The 17732-nt window shown below is 73.0% G+C and carries 12 protein-coding genes and 3 tRNA genes; 4 read left to right on the forward strand and 11 right to left on the reverse strand.

The window, feature by feature from the left end:
• Positions 1-6: 6 nt before the first annotated feature.
• The 4 genes from AB0D93_RS18955 to AB0D93_RS18970 all read right to left on the reverse strand — a co-directional run bounded on the left by AB0D93_RS18955 (position 7) and on the right by AB0D93_RS18970 (position 5622).
• On the reverse strand, positions 7-1935 hold the full coding sequence (locus AB0D93_RS18955) for an ABC transporter ATP-binding protein (RefSeq protein ID WP_362120651.1): 1929 nt from the start codon (positions 1933-1935) through the stop codon (positions 7-9).
• Positions 1935-3668, reverse strand: coding sequence for an ABC transporter ATP-binding protein (locus AB0D93_RS18960; protein ID WP_362120653.1), 1734 nt, complete (start codon positions 3666-3668; stop codon positions 1935-1937). The genes AB0D93_RS18955 and AB0D93_RS18960 overlap by 1 nt, the downstream gene beginning before the upstream one ends.
• Before the next feature lie 114 nt (positions 3669-3782).
• The gene (locus AB0D93_RS18965) at positions 3783-5222 is read right to left on the reverse strand and encodes an FGGY family carbohydrate kinase (RefSeq protein ID WP_362120655.1); all 1440 of its coding nucleotides are present in this window, start codon (positions 5220-5222) and stop codon (positions 3783-3785) included.
• Positions 5223-5316: 94 nt separating this feature from the next.
• Positions 5317-5622 (reverse strand): YtxH domain-containing protein, encoded by a 306-nt coding sequence (locus AB0D93_RS18970; RefSeq protein ID WP_362120657.1) that lies wholly within the window; start codon positions 5620-5622, stop codon positions 5317-5319.
• A gap of 159 nt (positions 5623-5781) precedes the next feature.
• Here AB0D93_RS18970 and AB0D93_RS18975 point away from each other — a divergent pair.
• The 3 genes from AB0D93_RS18975 to AB0D93_RS18985 all read left to right on the forward strand — a co-directional run bounded on the left by AB0D93_RS18975 (position 5782) and on the right by AB0D93_RS18985 (position 6186).
• Positions 5782-5854 (forward strand) — tRNA-Asn (locus AB0D93_RS18975).
• Between the two features lie 6 nt (positions 5855-5860).
• Positions 5861-5933: transfer RNA gene (locus tag AB0D93_RS18980), tRNA-Asn, on the forward strand.
• 176 nt (positions 5934-6109) lie between these two features.
• A tRNA-Ile gene (locus AB0D93_RS18985) sits at positions 6110-6186 on the forward strand.
• A gap of 464 nt (positions 6187-6650) precedes the next feature.
• Here AB0D93_RS18985 and AB0D93_RS18990 read toward each other — a convergent pair.
• Both AB0D93_RS18990 and AB0D93_RS18995 read right to left on the reverse strand, forming a co-directional pair.
• A complete protein-coding gene (locus tag AB0D93_RS18990) occupies positions 6651-7064 on the reverse strand; it encodes a PIN domain nuclease (RefSeq protein WP_362120659.1) in 414 nt (137 codons plus the stop codon).
• Positions 7061-7318, reverse strand: a complete 258-nt coding sequence (locus AB0D93_RS18995) for a type II toxin-antitoxin system VapB family antitoxin (protein WP_362120661.1) — start codon at positions 7316-7318, stop codon at positions 7061-7063. The genes AB0D93_RS18990 and AB0D93_RS18995 overlap by 4 nt, the downstream gene beginning before the upstream one ends.
• Positions 7319-7659: 341 nt before the next feature.
• On the opposite strand from AB0D93_RS18995, the gene AB0D93_RS19000 reads away from it, so the two are divergent.
• Complete coding sequence (locus AB0D93_RS19000) at positions 7660-8880, forward strand: serine/threonine-protein kinase (RefSeq protein ID WP_362120664.1); 1221 nt, start codon at positions 7660-7662, stop codon at positions 8878-8880.
• Positions 8881-9141: 261 nt separating this feature from the next.
• Here AB0D93_RS19000 and AB0D93_RS19005 read toward each other — a convergent pair whose 3' ends face one another.
• The 5 genes from AB0D93_RS19005 to AB0D93_RS19025 form a co-directional block, all read right to left on the reverse strand.
• Positions 9142-10179, reverse strand: a complete 1038-nt coding sequence (locus AB0D93_RS19005) for a rod shape-determining protein (RefSeq protein WP_362120666.1) — start codon at positions 10177-10179, stop codon at positions 9142-9144.
• Between the two features lie 161 nt (positions 10180-10340).
• Positions 10341-14600, reverse strand: coding sequence for an SAV_2336 N-terminal domain-related protein (locus tag AB0D93_RS19010; RefSeq protein ID WP_362120668.1), 4260 nt, complete (start codon positions 14598-14600; stop codon positions 10341-10343).
• Complete coding sequence (locus AB0D93_RS19015; protein WP_362120670.1) at positions 14590-15624, reverse strand: MoxR family ATPase; 1035 nt, start codon at positions 15622-15624, stop codon at positions 14590-14592. Before AB0D93_RS19015 ends, AB0D93_RS19010 begins: the two co-directional genes overlap by 11 nt.
• A gap of 35 nt (positions 15625-15659) precedes the next feature.
• On the reverse strand, positions 15660-17321 hold the full coding sequence (locus AB0D93_RS19020) for a trypsin-like peptidase domain-containing protein (RefSeq protein WP_362120672.1): 1662 nt from the start codon (positions 17319-17321) through the stop codon (positions 15660-15662).
• Positions 17318-17668 (reverse strand): CU044_2847 family protein, encoded by a 351-nt coding sequence (locus AB0D93_RS19025; protein ID WP_362120674.1) that lies wholly within the window; start codon positions 17666-17668, stop codon positions 17318-17320. Before AB0D93_RS19025 ends, AB0D93_RS19020 begins: the two co-directional genes overlap by 4 nt.
• Between the last annotated feature and the right edge of the window lie 64 nt (positions 17669-17732).

Here is a 17732-nt window from a genome sequence, read left to right on the forward strand (position 1 = left end):
CTGTGCCTAGTCGACCTCGGCCACCGCCTGCGCGAACTGGGCCTTGTAGAGGCGGGCGTACGCGCCGTCCGCGGCCAACAGCTCCGCGTGCGCGCCCTGTTCCACGATCGACCCGTTCTCCATCACGAGAATCGTGTCGGCGTCCCGGATCGTCGACAGCCGGTGCGCGATCACGAACGACGTCCGCCCGGCCGCCAGCTTCGCCATCGCCTTCTGGATCAGCACCTCGGTCCGGGTGTCGACCGAACTCGTCGCCTCGTCCAGCACCAGGATCGTCGGGTCGGACAGGAACGCCCGCGCGATGGTGATGAGCTGCTTCTCACCCGCGCTGACACCCGTGCCCTCGTCGTCGATCACGGTGTCGTAGCCGTCGGGCAGCGTACGGACGAACCGGTCGGCGTGCGCGGCCCGCGCCGCCTCCTCGATCTCACCCCGCGTCACCTCGCGCGCGGCACCGTAGGCGATGTTCTCCGCGATCGTGCCGCCGAACAGCCAGGTGTCCTGCAGCACCATGCCGATCCCGGAGCGCAGTTCGTCCCGGCTCATCCTCCGGATGTCGACGCCGTCGAGCGTGATCCGCCCGCCGGAGACGTCGTAGAACCGCATCAGCAGGTTGACCAGCGTGGTCTTGCCCGCGCCGGTCGGGCCGACGATCGCCACGGTGTGGCCCGGCTCGACGGTCAGCGACAGGTCCTCGATCAGCGGCTTCTCGGGGTCGTACCGGAAGGACACCTGCTCCAGCCGCACCCGGCCGCGCAGCTCCGCCGGACGCTCGCCCGGCACCGGATCCGCCTCCTGCTCCTCCGCGTCCAGGAGTTCGAAGACCCGCTCGGCCGAGGCGACACCGGACTGCACCAGGTTCGCCATCGACGCGACCTGCGTCAGCGGCATCGAGAACTGCCGCGAGTACTGGATGAAGGCCTGGACGTCACCGATGGAGAGCGTGCCGGACGCGACCCGCAGACCACCGACGACCGCGACCAGGACGTAGTTGATGTTCGAGACGAACATCATCAGCGGCTGCATCACACCGCTGTTGAACTGCGCCTTGAACGCGGCCTCGTACAGCGCCTCGTTCTGCTCGGCGAACTGCTTCGCCGACTCCTCCTGGCGGCCGAACACCTTCACCAGGGTGTGCCCGGTGTACATCTCCTCGACGTGGGCGTTCAGTTTGCCCGTGGTGCGCCACTGCTGCACGAAGTGCGGCTGCGACCGCTTGCCGACCCGGGTGGCCACCAGGAACGACAGCGGCACGGTGACCAGCGCGACCAGCGCCAGGATCCAGGAGACGTAGAACATCATCACGAGCACACCGATGATGGTCAGCACCGAGTTGATCAGCTGGCCCATCGACTGCTGCAGGGTCTGGCCGATGTTGTCGATGTCGTTGGTCGCGCGGGAGAGCACCTCACCGCGCTGACGCTTGTCGAAGTACGACAGCGGCAGCCGCGACAGCTTCGCCTGCACGGACTCGCGCATCCGGTACATCGTGCGGTTCACGGCCCGGTTGACCAGTCTGGTCGCCACCGCCATCAGCAGACCGGCCACCAGGAACGTGGCGAGCGCGAACAGCAGGACGTTGCCGACGGCGCCGAAGTCGATGCCCTTGCCGGGCGTGAAGTCGGTGCTCTTGAGCATGTCCGCGATGGAGCCCTGGCCATGGGCCCGCATCCGGTCGAGGACCTGCTCCTTGGTCACCCCGGACGGCATCTGCCGGCCGATGATGCCGGCGAACACCAGGTCGGTGGCCCTGCCGAGGATCTTCGGGCCGATGACGCTCAGGGTCACGCTGACGACCACGCACAGCAGCAGGCCGTAGATCGTGAGCCGTTCCGGCCGGAACTGGGAGACGAGCCGTTTGCCCGACCCCTTGAAGTCCATCGAGCGCTGGTCGGGACCCGACCCGGCCATCATGCGTCCCATGGGCCCGGCCATCAGGCAGCCTCCGCTTCCGTCAGCTGGGAGAGCACGATCTCCCGGTAGGTCTCGTTGTCCGCCATCAGGTCCCGGTGCCGGCCGGAGCCGACGACCCGGCCCTCGTCCAGCACGATGATCCGGTCGGCGTCCCGGATGGTCGCCACCCGCTGGGCGACGATGACGACGGTCGCCTCCGCCGTCTCACGGGAGAGCGCGCCGCGCAGGGCCGCGTCGGTGGCGTAGTCGAGCGCGGAGAAGGAGTCGTCGAAGAGGTAGATCTCCGGGCGCTGCACGAGGGTGCGGGCGATGGCCAGGCGCTGGCGCTGACCGCCGGAGACGTTGGTGCCTCCCTGCGCGATCGGCGCGTCCAGCCCGCCCTCCAGCTTGCTCACGAAGTCCTTGGCCTGCGCCACCTCCAGCGCCTGCCACAACTCCTCGTCGGTGGCGTCCGGATTGCCGTAGCGCAGGTTCGTGGCGACCGTCCCGGCGAACAGGTACGGCTTCTGCGGGACGAGACCGACCGTCTTCGCCAGCAGCCTCGGGTCGACCTCCTGGACGTCGACCCCGTCCACGAGGACCTGGCCCTCGGTGGCGTCGAACAGCCGCGGGACCAGGCCGAGCAGCGTCGACTTGCCGCTGCCGGTGGAGCCGATCACGGCGGTCGTCTCGCCCGGCCGGGCCACCAGGTCGATGGACTTCAGCACCGGCTCCTCGGCACCCGGATAGCGGAAGCCCGCGCCCCGGATCTCCAGATGGCCGTGCCGGCGCAGCTCGGTGACCGGGGCGGTGGGCGGCACCACGCTGGAGTCGGTCCCGAGCACCTCCTCGATGCGCTCGGCGCACACCTCCGCGCGCGGCACCATCATGAACATGAAGGTGGCCATCATCACGGACATGACGATCTGCATCAGATAGGCGAGGAACGCGGTCAGGTCACCGATCTGCATCCCGCCGCTGTTGATGCGGTGGGCGCCGAACCACACCACGGCGATCGACGACACGTTCACCACGGTCATGACGATCGGGAACATCAGCGCGAGCATCCGGCCGGTCGCCAGCTGCATCTCGGTCAGGTCGCCGTTCGCCTTCCCGAACCGGCCGACCTCGTACTCGTCCCGGACGAAGGCGCGGATCACCCGGTTGCCGGAGATCTGCTCGCGCAGCACCCGGTTCACCGTGTCGAGGCGGACCTGCATGGACCGGAACAGCGGCCGCAGCCGGCGCACGATCAGCGTCACGGAGATGCCGAGCACCGGGACCACCGCGACCAGCACCCCGGACAGCGGCACGTCCAGACCGAGCGCCAGCACGATGCCGCCGACGCACATGATGGGCGCCGACACCATCAGCGTGAACGTCATCAGGGCCAGCATCTGCACCTGCTGCACGTCGTTCGTCGTACGCGTGATGAGCGAGGGCGCCCCGAAGTGACCCACCTCACGCGCCGAGAAGGACTGCACCCGGTCGAAGACGGCGGCGCGGAGGTCCCGGCCGAGCGCGGAGGCGGTCCGCGCGCCGTAGTACACGGCGCCGATGTTGCACACGACCTGGGCCAGCGAGATGCCGATCATCAGGCCGCCGAAGGACAGGATGTAACCCGTGTCACCCTTCACGACACCGTTGTCGATGATGTGCGCGTTCAGCGTGGGCAGATAGAGAGTGGCGCAGGTCTGCAGGAACTGCAGCAGCACCACTACGGCGATGGGTTTCTTGTACGGCCCGAGGTGGGTCCGCAGAAGTCGTATGAGCACGCTAGGTCTCTCGGAGTCGGCGACAGGGGCTGGTCGGTGTGCCCTTGGCCCCTATCGTCGGACACTCCACCCGCGTTACCTCAACCGAATTACCCGGCCTACCGGCCTCTTGAGCTAAGAGCGGAACGCCCCCGGATGGGTCTGTTCCCGTACCGCGGTGAACTGCTGCCGCACCGCCTGCCCGACGGCCAGCTCGTCGCCCGGCTCCAGGACCTGGGCAGCCGCCCCCTGCCAGGCGGGCGGGGTCCGCGGATCGAGGGTGCCCTGCGACACGCCGAGCGCCCAGGCCGCCTGCCGCGCCGCGCCGATCGCCGCGTAGTCCGCCGGCTGCGGTACGACGACCTGCGCGCCGAACAGCGAGGGCGCGGCGGCCTGCACGGCCGGCAGCTCGGCGGCCCCGCCGAGCAGGAAGATCCGCCGCACGTCCACGCCCCGGCCGCGCAGCACGTCCAGCGCGTCCGCGAGCCCGCACAGCATGCCCTCGAACGCGGCCCGCGCCAGATGCTCGGGCTTCATCGACTCGCGCCGGAGGCCGGCGATCGTCCCGGCGGTGTGCGGCAGATTCGGCGTCCGCTCACCCTCCAGATAGGGGAGCAGGACCAGGCCGTGGGAGCCCGGGGTGGACTTCATCGCCAGCTCGGACAGGCTCTCCAGGTCCGCCAGCCCGAGGAGTTCGGCGGTGCCGCGCAGGGTCCGTACGGCGTTGAGCGTGGTCACGACCGGCAGGTGCATGCCGGTGGCGTCGGCGAGGGAGGTGATCATCCCGGACTGGTCCGCGAGCGCCTCGGGATGCACGGCCATCACCGACCCGGAGGCACCGAGGGACACGACCGCGTCCCCCAGCCCGATCCCGAGCCCGAACGCGGCGGCCATGGTCTCCCCGGTGCCGGCGGAGATCAGCAGCCCCTCCGGGGTCGTACCGGCCGCGTCCGAGGGGCCGATCACCTCCGGCAGCATCGCCTGGTGGCCGAGCGCCAGCTCGACCAGGTCGGGCCGGTAGCCGCCGGTCGCGGCCGACCAGTACCCGGTGCCGGAGGCGCCGCCGCGGTCGGTGGTCCTGCGCACGGGCCGTCCCAGCAGCTGCCAGACCAGCCAGTCGTGCGCCTGCAGCAGGACGGCCGTCCTGCGGGCGTTCTCCGGCTCGTTCTTGGCGAGCCAGCGCAGCTTGGTGACGGGCTGGGCGGCCTGCGGCACGCAGCCGACCGCCTGCGCCCAGGCCTCCCGGCCGCCGAGGGCGTCGATGAGATCCGCCGCCGCGACCTGCGCCCGCTTGTCGCCGCCGACCAGCGCCGGGCGCACGGTGTTGCCCTGCGCGTCCAGCGGGACCAGCGCGTTCTGCTGGGCCGACACGCCGATGGCCTGCACGCCTTCCAGCAGGCCGCCCCCGGCGGCCTCGCCCAGGGACAGCAGCCAGGCCTGCGGGTCCACGTCGCTGGGCCGGCCCTCCACCGGGTGAGGGGCGTAGCCCTGCCGTAGTACGGCACCCGTGTCCGTGTCGCAGACCACGATGCGTGTGAAGTCCGGTGAGCTGTCCAAGCCGGCGACTATCCCCATGCACCGCATTTTGCAGCATTCCTGCGGATGCGGTGGCCGAGGGCGCCCAAGGGAGGGACGCTTCCCGTGCTTCGGCGGGTACGCGGCATGGCCGTCAGGTGTTGCTGGTGCCCCAGTCGTCCTCGGGCGTGCCGTTCACGTTCCGCTCCCGGAGGGACCGCACCCGCTGGGCGACCGACTCGGGGACACGGTCACCGACCCGGTCGCTGACCGTGTGGAAGGCCTTGCCGGCGTACTGGCGGCCCTGCTGGGCGGCGCTCTCGGCCGTGTTGCGCACGGCGGGGTTCTGCGCGATCCGCTGAGCCGACTTCTTCAGCTGCTCGTAGCGCTCGCGTCCGGCCCTCGTGCCGAGTACGTAACCGAGGGCCAGTCCGGCGACGAACGTGAGCCGGTAGCGCATGGCTGCCACCCTTCCCTTGCCTGGGTCTGTGGTGCGACGTGGGCGCCGGGGGGAACCGATTGGCGGAGCACCCCCCTGCTTGCGCTAATGTATGTGTCGCAGCGAGCGCCCGCCCCCTGGTGAATACCCAGGTAGGTACGTTCGATGCAATCGAGGCGATCCTCCGTAGCTCAATTGGCAGAGCAGCCGGCTGTTAACCGGCAGGTTACTGGTTCGAGTCCAGTCGGGGGAGCTTCGGTCCTCCGTAGCTCAATTGGCAGAGCAGCCGGCTGTTAACCGGCAGGTTACTGGTTCGAGTCCAGTCGGGGGAGCGCGGTGAACGAGGACCCCTTGGGGGTCCTTTTTCATGCCCGCGGGAACCGCCGCGCACGCGCCGCAGTCCTCAAGGTCATGAGCAGCGCAGATGCCGACCATCCGAAGCAGGAGATCGTATGAGCGGCTATGCTGCGGCAACAGGCGCGCACACATGTACGCGACACGCCGCTATGGGGCGGTAGCTCAGCCGGTTAGAGCAGCGGACTCATAATCCGTCGGCCGTGGGTTCGAGTCCCACCCGCCCCACCAGGCGCAGGTCAGAGAAACGTTCTGACCTGCGCGAAGGTCACTTCGGGTGGCCGGAATCGGGACTCTGAGGCGGCGGATCCCACTCCGTTGGCCGTTGTTTTGGTGAGCCGTGGGGCTGAGGCTACCTCCCTGCTGTGACCTGCGGTGATGCAGTGACTGGAGAAGCCTCCGAGCTCAACTCGGCGCGCAGCGACCACACGTGTGCAACGGAGGACGCCCGTCGTGAGACGGCGGCCGGTACGGCGGGCCCGTGCCGACCGGCGCGTTGCTCGACGACGGCGACCTGGGCGCCGCCTGGCGTGAGGCCTCCGGCCGCGCCGACGACCGGCAGCGGGAGCGACTCGCCGACCTGTCGCGCGAAAGTTGATGAGCATCCTCGACCGGCACAGGCCGTGACGGCGGGCGGGCCCGGCGCCTGCTCATCTGCGTGCTGAACTGTGTGCTGAACGGGGGTCCGAGGCCGATCAGTTCGTGAGATCGATCATCCGTACCGGCTGTCCGGTCGTGCGGGCGATCGTCTCGAAGTCGCGGTCGTAGTGGAGCAGGGTCAGCCCCGCCTCTTCCGCGGCGGCGGCGACCAGCAGGTCGGCGGGGCCCGCACTGCGGTGCTCGCCCTTGGCGGTGAGCAGTTCCTGGACGGTGCGTGCGCGTCGGTAGACGCCGTCGGGCATGGGACACCAGGTGTAGTGGGCTCCCAGCGCGCGCTTCACCCGCTCCCGGTCCGAGGCCGAGCGGGATGAGTGGAGGACTTCCAGTTCGGTGATGTCACACAGGGCGACGAGTCCCGCGCCGATCCTGTCGTCCCACTCGGCGGTGCTCCGGCCGAGCAGGACGCGGGCGAGGGCGGAGGTGTCGATCAGATAGTCGGCGACGGTCACGCGTCCGCTCCCGCTTCGCGGCCCCCGTCCTGCCCGCCGATGGACCGGTACCTGCTCTTGTCGAGGAGGATGTCCACGTCGAGGGCGCCTTCGGCGACCAGTTCGCGGGCTTCTCCGAGAGCGCGGAGCCGCCGGTAGCGGGCCGTGACCTCCCGAAGGGCCGTGTTGATGGTGTCGCGCTTGGTCGTGGTGCCGAGCTCCTTGGCTGCGGCCTCCAGCGCCTCGTCGTCGAGATCGATCACGGTGCGGCTCATGATGGCCCCTGTATATCTAGAGTCGTATATCAATATACACGCTCCCTTATATCTGACGAGGTGCGAGGGGTGCGAACCGGGATGGTCGCGCCAGGGGCCACGCAGGGGACCGCACCGGCCGCCAGGGCCTGGCGATGGTGCCGTACGGCGTGCTCGCCCGCTCGGGGGCGGGGACGAGCTGGGAGACGGCGAGGCGGCCCCTCGGGCAGGCCGGCAGGACGGCACACCGCCGCTCCCCCGCGCCGAGGCGACCGGGGACCAAGCTCCCTCCCACGTCGGCAGGTTGGCGTCCGTCGTCGGGGGGCGTCCGGCGGCTGAGGTACGGCGGCCATACTGTTCGCATGGAACGCATCGGGGGATACCTCGTCGAGCGGCGGCTCGGCGAGGGCGGAATGGGCACCGTGTATCTCGCGCGGACGCGCGGCGGACGGGCCGTCGCGGTGAAGGTGGCCAAGTCCGAGCTGGCCGCGGACCCCGTCTTCCGCGAGCGGTTCCGCAGCGAGGTCGAGGCGGCCCGTGCGGTCGGCGGCTTCCACACCGCGCCCGTCGTGGACGCGGACCTCGACGGCGACCCGCTCTGGCTGGCCACGGCCTACATACCCGGACCGACCCTCGCGGCGCGGCTCGCCGCCGAGGGCCCGATGGACGCGCCGCGGTTGCGGGCGCTGGCCGCCGCGCTCGCCGAGGCGCTGGAGTCCATCCACTCCTGCGGTCTGGTGCACCGCGACCTCAAGCCCGGCAACATCATCATGGCCGCCGACGGCCCGCGCGTCCTCGACTTCGGCATCGCCCGCGCGGTCGAGTCCACCCGGCTCACCGCCACCGGCACCGCGTTCGGCACGCCCGGCTTCCTCGCCCCCGAACAGGCCCTCGGGCACGATGTGACCGGCGCCGCCGACGTGTTCGCCCTCGGCGCGGTGCTGGTCGCGGCGGCCGGCGGCAGCGCCTGGGGCGAGGGCACGCCGATGGGGCTGATGTACCGGTCCGTGCACGAACCGCCGGACCTGGCCGCCGTACCCGCCGCGCTCGCCGGTGTGGTCGCGCGCTGCCTGGCGAAGGACGCGGCGGCCCGGCCGACCCCCACCGAGCTGCTGGACCTGCTGACCGACACGCCCGCGGCGCCGGTCCCGGCGGAGGTGGCGTACGCCCCGACCCTGGCCGCACCTCCGCAGCCGGGCCCGCCGCCCGCCGCGCCCCCGGCCACCCCTGTGACCCCGGTCCCGCTCCCTCCGTACCCGGCCGCGCCCCCGCCGCAGGTCGTCCAGGGGTTCGGTCCACCGGTGCCGTACGCCCTGCCGGAGGTCGAACTCGCCGACGGGGAGTCACGTGTCGTCGTGCACGCCGGCGGGGTCGTCCTCGAAGTGGCGGGCGCGGCCGCGGACTTCGAGTGGGCGGAGATCGCGCACATCTCTCGCGCCCGGCGCGGCCACCACCTCACGGTGGTCGTACGGCTGTGGGACGGCGGCGTGTACGACTGCGAGCTGAACGCCCGGCGATCGGCCCGGCTCGGCGAGTGGCTGACGCGGCTCGACCTCGTCCTCGGCCGGTACACGGCCCGTTAGCACCCCCGCCCCCCTGTTCGTCGACAGCGGTACGGCACCGTCTGCTTGACCCGTACATGCTTGAACAGCCCGCGTCCTGGGCACCCACCTCCTACCGGGCGTCCACCGCCGGGCCGCATCCGCAGAGGGAGGGCGTCATGGACCGTCGCATCCGGGTACGCGTCATCCGGCGCCCCGCCGCTCCGCGCGACCGCGAGATCGACCGCAGGACGCCGTCGGGGCGCATCCTGCCGTACTGATCCTCGGACCCGCCTCGTCCGCTCAGGCGGCCAGCGGGTTCAGGACCAGGGGCTCGATCCGGCCCTCCAGCATGGCGCCCAGGCCCTGGGCCGCGCAGATGTCGGGCCGCTCGGCGATGTGCACCGGCATTCCCGTGGCCTCGCGCAGCATCTGGTCGAAGCCGGGCAGCAGTGCCGAGCCGCCGACCATGATGATCCCGCTGTCGGCGAGGTCGGCCACCAGGTCGGGCGGGCAGTCCCGCAGGACCTTGCCGATGCCGTCGAGGACGGCGGTCAGCGGGGTCTGGATCGCGTCCCGTACGGCGGCGGTGTCGACACGCACGCTGCGGGCGAGTCCGGTGGCCACGTCCCGGCCGTGGATCTCCGTGGAGGCGGGGCCGTGCGGGGTCAGTCCGTTGCCGGACAGGGCCAGTTGGAGCGGCCGTACCGACTGGCTGGGCAGCATGAGCTCGTGCTCGTGCCGCAGGTGCTGCACGATCGCGTGGTCCACGGCCTCGCCGCCGACCGGTATCCGCTCGGCGGTGACGATGGAGCCGAGCGAGAGCACCGCGACCTGGGTGGCCGCCGCCCCGCACACCATGATCATGGTGGCCTCGGGGCGTTCGACGGGCAGCCCGCAGCCGACGGCGGCCGCGATCAGCGTGTCCACCAGCTCGACCTTTCTGCAGCCCAGCCCGACCAGGGTCTCGATGGTCGCCCGCTGGGCCAGCGGATCGGCGTCGTGCGGGGTGCAGGCCGCCGCGCGGAGCCGGAGGTTGCGGCGCAGGGCCCGGCGCATCTTGTCCCCGATCAGCTGACGCAGCATGCGCTGGGCCATCTCGATGTCGACGACCGTGCCCCCGGAAATGGGACGGACCACCCGGATGTAGCCCGGCGTCCGTCCCATCATCTGCTCCGCGAACTCGCCCACGGCTATCAGCGCCCCGGTACGGGTGTTCATGGCGGCGACCGAGGGCTGGTCGACGACGAGGCCGGCACCCTTCACGTACACGCGGGTGCGGGCCGCGCCGAGGTCGACGGCGAAGTGGCAGCGGCGCAACTGCTCCAGACTGACGGTCACGGCGATCCTCCCGGGTGCGCGGGTCGTGGTGCGCCCGGCCGGTTGGCGGGCCTCCCACACTGCATCCTGCGCGGGGCCCGAGGGCGGCCGCCTGCTGGAGGGGGCCGGGCGGGGTGCCGCCGAACGGGGGGTTTCCGGCGCCGGGACGGTGTGTCGCGTGGTCAGGCGCGGGCCCGCGTGATGCGCGCCTCCCAGCGGACGGTGCAACCGGGTACGTCGTCCGGCCGGACGGGCGCGAGCGACAAGGGGGACCCCGCCAGGGCGTCCGCGCCGGTGCTCGCCAGGTGCCGCAGCCGACCGCGCACGGCCTCCCTGATGAGCTCGGGGACCGGCTCGGCGTCGGCGTGCGCCACGGCCCGCAGCGGGTCGCTGACGTGCCAGACCGCCGTGCCGGTGGCCCGGAGGGACGACTCCGTCTCGTCCAGCTCCAGGCGGCGTTCGGTGAGGTCGACCTCGAAGTACTCGGTGTCCCGCGAGGCCGGGGCGAGTCCGAGCTCGCCGGTGTCCGATCTGTAGACGACGGTCCTGATCTCGCCCGTCCCCTGGGGCAGGCCGACGCCGGCCGGCAGCGGATACGGGCCGTGGACCGGCGGATACGGGTGCGTGCCGTCGTAGAGCGGGCGCGCGAGCCGGCACAGCCGGTACCAGCCCGCGCCGGCGGCCCGGCGCAGCGACTCCAGCCAGGGAGCCAGGTCGTCGTCCTCGTCCAACTCGTCCCGGAGCGTCTCCGGCACGGCCACGATGCCCCGCCGGTCCTCGGAGGCGTCCAGGATCCGGCGGACGGCCTCGGGGTGCGCCGTCTCCGTCGTGCTGTCGTGGAAGTGGCACTCGAAGGTCACCCGCCAGCGCAGGCCACCCAGCCGCACCACCTCGTCCTCGAAGTGCCGCATCGTGGCGTGCAGCAGGGGCAGGCCCGGTGCGTCATACGTCGTCGTCACGATCCAGGCGCTGTGGTCCGCGGTGGGTCCGAAGTCGTATCCGTCCGACCCGCCGGCCGCCAGCAGCCGGGTGACCGCCCTGCCGAGCGCGGCCCCGACGTCCGGATGGTGGGGGCCGTCGGCGAACTCGAAGAAGATCTCGGTGCGGTAGGTGGGCGGGGGCGGCTCGTCGCCGAGTCCGGCGACGAGAGCGTCGTAGTAGGCGTCGTCGTCGCTCTCCTCGTCCCGGTCCGGGCCCCAGGGCTCCTCGGCGAGCGGGTCGTCCACGGCGAACAGGCTCTCCGGCACCACGTTCTGCGGCAGCGGCGCCTCCACCGCCGACTCCTGGTCCCGCATCTCGAAGATCGACGGCAGCGACTCCTCGGTGGGGAAGCTGCCCTCCGGCAGCGCGTCGGGCTCCGGGACCGGGTTCTGGGAGAGCGGGGCGGTGTCGTAGGGGCCGGTGCCGGTGTCGTCCGGGGGTTGGTCGTACTCCCCGCGGAGTTCGTGCCCCAGGGCGAGCAGCTCCGGGTTCCGGCCGCCGGAGAGCTCGTACTCCTCGTACACCTCCAGCGCCTCCTCGGCACGGCCCTGGTGGCGGAGGGTGATCAGGAGCAGCAGGCGGAAGTCCTCCCGGGACGGGTACTGCCGGACCAGTTCGGTGAGTTGTGCGTGGGCACGGTCGTAGTCGCCGAGGTCCAGGTGGAGTTCGGCGATCCTGCGATGCAGCACGTGGCGGACTTCGAGGAGCCGGCGGCGCGCCGTGCGGGCCGCGGGGCCGGGGACGTTCGCGAGGGGGTCCCCGTCCCGCCACAGGGCGCGCGCCATGTCGAGGTACGTGCCCGCCTCCCCGAGCGGACCCATCATGGTCCTCTCCTTGGCCGTCCGCTCGTACTCCTCGTGGCGGCTCAGGTCCACGTCGTCGGCGCTGGTGTGCAGGGCGTACCCGTCGGGGAGCACGGCCAGCGCGCCGGGGCCCAGCGCGGCGCGCAGCCGGGACGCGATCCGGTCCACGGCCGCCGTGGCGTCCTGCGGCTCCTCGTCCCGGGCCCACACACCGGCCCGCAGTTCGGCGCGGGTCACCTCGCGGCCGTCCCGCAGCAACAGCATGGCGAGTACCGCCGCCTCCTCGGGTGCGAGCTCCACGGCGCGGTCGGCGTGGTCCTCCGGGTACACGGTCACCGGGCCCAGAATGCGGTAGACCCGTCGCTCGTACTCCCTCCGGGCGTGCAGCCGCAGCGCCTTGTCCGTCAGCAGGTCCCTGCCCCGCGCCTGGTCCTGGGGCCTTCCGGAGAGCAGCAGGTCGAGGGCGTGCGCATACGGCTCGCGCAGGCTCTCCGGAAGGTGCCGGAGCCGGTCCGGGGCGAAGGGCGGCGCCGCCCGTGCGCTCCCCGTGGCCAGGCGCTGCACCAGTCTGCCCAGCTTCGCCAGGTCCTGCGCCCGCCCCTCCGGACCGGCGGTCCGGCCCGGCGCGAAGCCGCTGAGCTTGACCGTGCCGTCGGGCCTGAGCATCACCCGGGACAGGCCCAGGTCCCCGTGCGTGACGCCGGCCTCGTGGATCGCTGCGACCGCCTGTGCCACCTGCGTCCCGACCGACACCACCAGGGGAGCCGGAATCCGGTAACCGTCGGGAGACGCGAGGGCGTTGAGGTTGACGCCCGCCACGTACTCCATGACGAGGTACGGTCGTCCGTCCTCGACGCCGAAGTCGCTGACGCGGGCGAGCCTGTGGTCCGCGAGGGCCCGCAGCCGCCCGGCGTCCCGCAGGAACGCCTCGCGCCGTGCGCTGTCGCGAAACGGCCGGTACAACCGCACCGCCACCTGACGGTCCGTCTCCGGGTCCCGGCCCAGCCACACGGCGCGCCCGGACGGAGTGAACCGCTGCAGCAGCCGGTAGCGGCCGATCCGGTCCTCCGGCGCCACAGCCCCGGTCCCCGCCCCGCCCCCCGTCAACCGGCGGACGCTCTCCGTCCGTACGGTCGCGAACGCCTCCCCGTCCGCGGCCGCCCCCGCCCCGTCCGCCGCGGGCGTCACGGCACGGAACTCACCCGGCGCCGCTCCCGCCCGCGCCTCGATCAACCCGCCGACCCGGGCCAGGAGTTCGGCCGTGCCGGAGCGTTCCGCACGGGGCAGGCCGCGCAGCAGCAGTTCGCGCACCCCCGGGCGGAAGGCGTACGACCCCGGTGGCCCCGCAACCGTCGTCAGTACGCCGCTGAGGATCACCTCGGCCAGGTGCTGCGGGCGCGGGACCGGCTCGACCGCTCGCTGCACCAGGCGCATCACGGGCAGGTCGGGGCGGCCGAGGGCGAGGTGGCCGGCCAGCCGGAAGGCCTCCGGGGAGGCCGTCGCCCGGAAGCGCAGCACCAGTCCCTCGGCGGTGAGCCCGGCCAGGTCGGTGCGGTCCTGTGAGTCCTCCGGGCCGGGCGGCGGGCCCAGCGGGGCGGCGGAACCGGGGAACGCGGATCCGCCCATGGACGCCACCAGCCCGGCCCAGTGCGCGAGCCAGCGCGGACCGGCTTCGAGCACGGGCAGCGCCACCGTGCCGCGCCGCGCCTCGGGCCCCCACTCCTCGTACGGCGTGAACGTGAGCGCCGCCGTCGACGCGGCCGGGGACGGCGCGGAGAACATCCCCGGCGCGGCGGGCAGCGCGGTGCCCCGCCACAGGTGTTCGGGCAGCGGCTGGACCACCGCCAGCGGCATCCGGTGCGCCCAGCGGCGCAGGGTGCCGTACCAGCGGCCGCCCGCCTCGCCCCGCCACCACTGCGGGCCCATGCAGTCGCTGATCAGCAGCGTGACCGTACGGCCGTCGCCGTGACCGTAGGTGCCGTCGCCGCGTACCGTGCCGTCGGGGTCGGCGCGGTGCACGGTCACCGTGCGGAACACGCCCGACTGGACCAGCGCCTGGTGCAGTTCGCGGATCAGGGAACGCCAGACGGGCATCGTCGGACCGGCGTCGTACACGAGGTTCAGCCGCAGCCAGCGTTCCCGGGCCGGGCGCAGCACCGGCAGCCACCCCTCCGGTCCCGCGCCGAGCCGGGCGATGCGATCGGCGGTGGCCGGCTCGTCGAGGCGGTGGCCGACCGGGGCGTCCGTGCGGCGCTTGAGCGGGCGCAGGGCGCGCTGGAGGCCCAGGGGGTGGCGCAGCATCGGGGGCGCGGGGGCGTGCAGGGGGACGTACGGGCCCGCCGCCGGAGTGGGCGAGGGCAGGTGGAGCGGGGCGCGCGGGGACGCCTGGCCGGCGGATCCGACGCCCGCGGCACGGTCCGGGGCGCGCGGGCCGGCCGGGTCCTGGACGGGCTTGTCCGGCGCGGGGTCCGGCTCCGCCGCCCGCGCCGGACGCCCGGTCCGCCCGCCCTCGCCGTCCGGTGGTCCCAGCTGCCCCGCCAGCCACAGGAGTTCGGCCAGCTCCAGCGGCGTCGGGCGGGTGCCGTCCGTCGTCCTGGCCAGGACCTCGGCCAGGCGCGCGTACGGGGCGGGGGGCGTCCCGGGGTGGTCAGAAGGCATCTGCCTGCGGGCCCTCACCGAGGTACGGCATGAGCTGTTCGGCCAGTTCGTCCAGGGACTCGGCGTCCAGGTCGGAGGAGCGGGCCAGGTAGATGGCGTTCAGGAGCTGATCGGTGGCCAGGTCGCCACGGCCGGCCCGGGACAGGAAGCGGGTGATCAACGACTGCGCGTAGCCGTCCGGTTCACCCAGGTGGGCGCGGACGATCTCGGCGAGATGGCGGTCGTCGGGCTGCCGCAGCCGCAGGGTCACGCAGCGGCGCAGGAACGCGGGCGGGAACTCGCGTTCGCCGTTGCTGGTCAGCACCACGAAGGGAAAGGCCCGGCAGCGGACCCGGCCGCGTGTCACGGGGGCGCGGTCGTGGGTGCCGTCGACCATCACCTCGGCGACGGAGGCGTGGCGGGCGGCGCGGATCAGCTCGGGGATCTCGTACTGGCCCTCCTCCAGGACGTTGAGCAGGTCGTTCGGCAGGTCCAGGTCACTCTTGTCGATCTCGTCGATCAGCAGGGCGCGGGGGCGGGCGTACGGCAGGAGCGCGGTGCCCAGGGGGCCGAGGCGCAGATGGTCCTCGATGCCGTCCTCGGACCCGGGCGCGGCGGGCGCGTCGGGCACCCGTGCCGCCTTCGCCCGGCGGGCCGCGTAGAGGCGGGAGAGGGGGTCGTACTGGTAGAGGCCGTCCTGCAGGGTGCTGCGGCTGGTGATGTTCCAGCGCAGCACCGGGCCGAGCCTCAGCTCCCGGGCCACCGCGTAGGCCAGCGACGACTTGCCGGTGCCCGGCGGGCCGGTCACCAGCAGCGGGCGGCGCAGATAGAGCGCCGCGTTGACCAGTTGCACGGTCCGCTCGGTCGCCTGGTAGGTGGCGGCGCGGTGGGTGCGGTCGGGGGAGGTGGCCGAGGCGTCCTCGGTGTCCGCGGGCGTCGCGAGCTCCGGGCCGCCGTCGAAGGCCCGCCAGGGCGGAGGCGGGGGCAGCAGGTCGATGCCGTCGTGCGGCTCCTCGGTGCCGGTGTAGACGGGCCACAGGGGCATGGGGTCCTTCTTCTCCATCGGGTGCGGTGCTGGGTTCAGGCGACGGGGGAGTGGAGGCCGGCGGCCGGCTCGGGGAAGCAGTCGGGGGCGTCCCACAGCAGCTGGATGTCCTTCGCCCAGTGCCGGTCGGGATCGTCGTCCGCCGCCGCCTCCTCGCGCAGGGACCGGACGCGGTGCGGGAGTTCGGCCGCGGGGACGCCGTCCACGGCCGGGCCGAGCGCGTCCAGGAAGGCGGCCCCCGGACACGGGCCGGGACCGTGGCCGGAGTCGGCGCAGCCGCCGCGTGGCCACAGCAGCACCGGCACCGGGACGTTCAGGCCGGCCTCGAAGTGGCCGGGCAGGGCCGTGGGCGGGGAGCCGAAGCCCACCAGGCCCGCTTCCTCGTCCCGGAGGCGTTTGCGCAGGCTGGGCGGGCGTTCCGGGCTCGCGCACTCGACCCGGTGCAGCGTGGTGGCTCCCGGCCCGGTCTCCAGCGTCCGCCACTTCTTGGCGAGGTGGTGGCGCAGCCGGCCGCTGTGGTGCCGGGAGCGGTCGGTGACGACGAGCGGGTGGGCGCAGCCGAGCGGGGTGGAGTCGTCCGGGCCGCACTCCCACTGCGCGACGGGCTCGTTGAGCCACTCGCGCGGCAGGACGAACGCGAGCAACGCCTCGGCGCCCTCCGCCAGGTGGACGAAGGCGCGGTCGACGTGTTGCTGCACGTACGCCCGTACCTCACCGCGCGGCAGCCGGCCCGTCTCCACCGGACGCCGTTGCCCGTCGCGGTAGGCCGACACCCGCACGGTGACCTGGTCCTGTCCCTCGCCGCTGCGCTCCAGCTCCACGACGATGGGGGACCAGGCGGAGGCCTGCGGCGCGGGCGGGCCCGCGAGCAGCTCCGCCAGCCGGTCGGCGAACCGGGGCAGTGCCTCGACGTCGTCGACCTGCCACTGCACATAGGCCGCGGCCGCACGCAGCGAGGCGAACCCGCCCGGGGGCAGGTCCGGGCCGAAGGGGCCCACGGCATGCCCGTACAGCCGGTCCGGATCGCAGTCCAGGCCGGCGGACTCGGCGCGCCGCACCAGTGTGTGCAGCCGCCTGCTCGTCTCGGGGGTGCCGGCGCCGGGGCCGGGAACCAGAGCGCCCAGGCCGTACCAGTGGCGGGCCATGACCTCCGTGGGCAGCATGCGCCCGACCCGGACGTCCGGCTCCCCCGCGACCTGGGCCACCATGCCGACCACCCGGTCGTCCGGCAGCGTCACCGCCGCCCCGCTGAACCCGCCCACCAGCGGCTGCCCGTGCGCCGAGCTCGCCTCCAGCTGCATCCACTGGTCGGCGATCAGCGTCCGGGACACGGCACGGTACCGGGCGAGCACACCCTCGTCGTAGCCCTCGGGGAAGCCGTACGCGACGAGGGAGGGGCTGTCCTGTTCGGCACCGGGCGGCGCGAACCTCGCGGGCGCCACGGGGACGTCGCGGTCCAGTTCCAGTACGGCGAGATCTCCGGGGTCGGTGGCGCCGCCCGCCCAGCCGCCGGGCACGGTCACGGTCGCGGGCAGCCCGGTCAGGTCCGGCCGGTTCGGGAAGCTCACCGTCACGGGCGCCGGATCGCTCCGGACGACGTGGGCGCAGGTCAGCACCATCCGGGGGGTGACGAGGAAGCCCGCCCCGGCCACCGTGCCCCCGCACTCGATCCGGGCGTGCCAGGCGGCGCCGCTCATGACCGGGGCGCGGGCTCCGGCTCGGCCGCTCCCGAGGTCCAGCCCAGTCGGACCACCAGCTGGCCCTCCGCCGCGCCCTTGGCGATCACCGCGCCGGCCTCCGCGGTCAGCTTCACCCCGAACTCCAGCTGCACCGAGTCGGGACGCAGGGCGCCGTCGCGGAACACCCGCAGCGCGGAATGGGCCGCCGCGCGCACTCCGTCCAGCGCGCCCTCGAAGGTGGCGGACGCCTGGGCCGCCGGTCCGCCGTCGCCACGGCCGACGAGGCGGGTCCCGGTCCCGGGCTCCGTGCTCTCCACGACGACCACCGCGCCGTCGTCCGTGGTGAACTCCAGCAGCCTGCCCATGTGTTCATCGCCCCCGTGTGCTCGATGTACGTCCAAGTGCATTGTGACGGATGGTTGCTGACGG

Source organism: Streptomyces sp. NPDC048191, from assembly GCF_040652655.1.
Classification (GTDB): domain Bacteria; phylum Actinomycetota; class Actinomycetes; order Streptomycetales; family Streptomycetaceae; genus Streptomyces.

What these genes read in the sequence shown, in the direction of transcription:
- AB0D93_RS18955 (WP_362120651.1), bottom strand. Translation starts at nt 1,935, where the DNA reads ATGGCCGGGCCCATGGGACGCATGATGGCCGGGTCGGGTCCCGACCAG.
- AB0D93_RS18965 (WP_362120655.1), bottom strand. Translation starts at nt 5,222, where the DNA reads ATGGGGATAGTCGCCGGCTTGGACAGCTCACCGGACTTCACACGCATC.
- AB0D93_RS18970 (WP_362120657.1), bottom strand. Translation starts at nt 5,622, where the DNA reads ATGCGCTACCGGCTCACGTTCGTCGCCGGACTGGCCCTCGGTTACGTA.
- AB0D93_RS18995 (WP_362120661.1), bottom strand. Translation starts at nt 7,318, where the DNA reads ATGAGCCGCACCGTGATCGATCTCGACGACGAGGCGCTGGAGGCCGCA.
- AB0D93_RS19000 (WP_362120664.1), top strand. Translation starts at nt 7,660, where the DNA reads ATGGAACGCATCGGGGGATACCTCGTCGAGCGGCGGCTCGGCGAGGGC.
- AB0D93_RS19010 (WP_362120668.1), bottom strand. Translation starts at nt 14,600, where the DNA reads ATGCCTTCTGACCACCCCGGGACGCCCCCCGCCCCGTACGCGCGCCTG.
- AB0D93_RS19015 (WP_362120670.1), bottom strand. Translation starts at nt 15,624, where the DNA reads ATGCCCCTGTGGCCCGTCTACACCGGCACCGAGGAGCCGCACGACGGC.
- AB0D93_RS19020 (WP_362120672.1), bottom strand. Translation starts at nt 17,321, where the DNA reads ATGAGCGGCGCCGCCTGGCACGCCCGGATCGAGTGCGGGGGCACGGTG.
- AB0D93_RS19025 (WP_362120674.1), bottom strand. Translation starts at nt 17,668, where the DNA reads ATGGGCAGGCTGCTGGAGTTCACCACGGACGACGGCGCGGTGGTCGTC.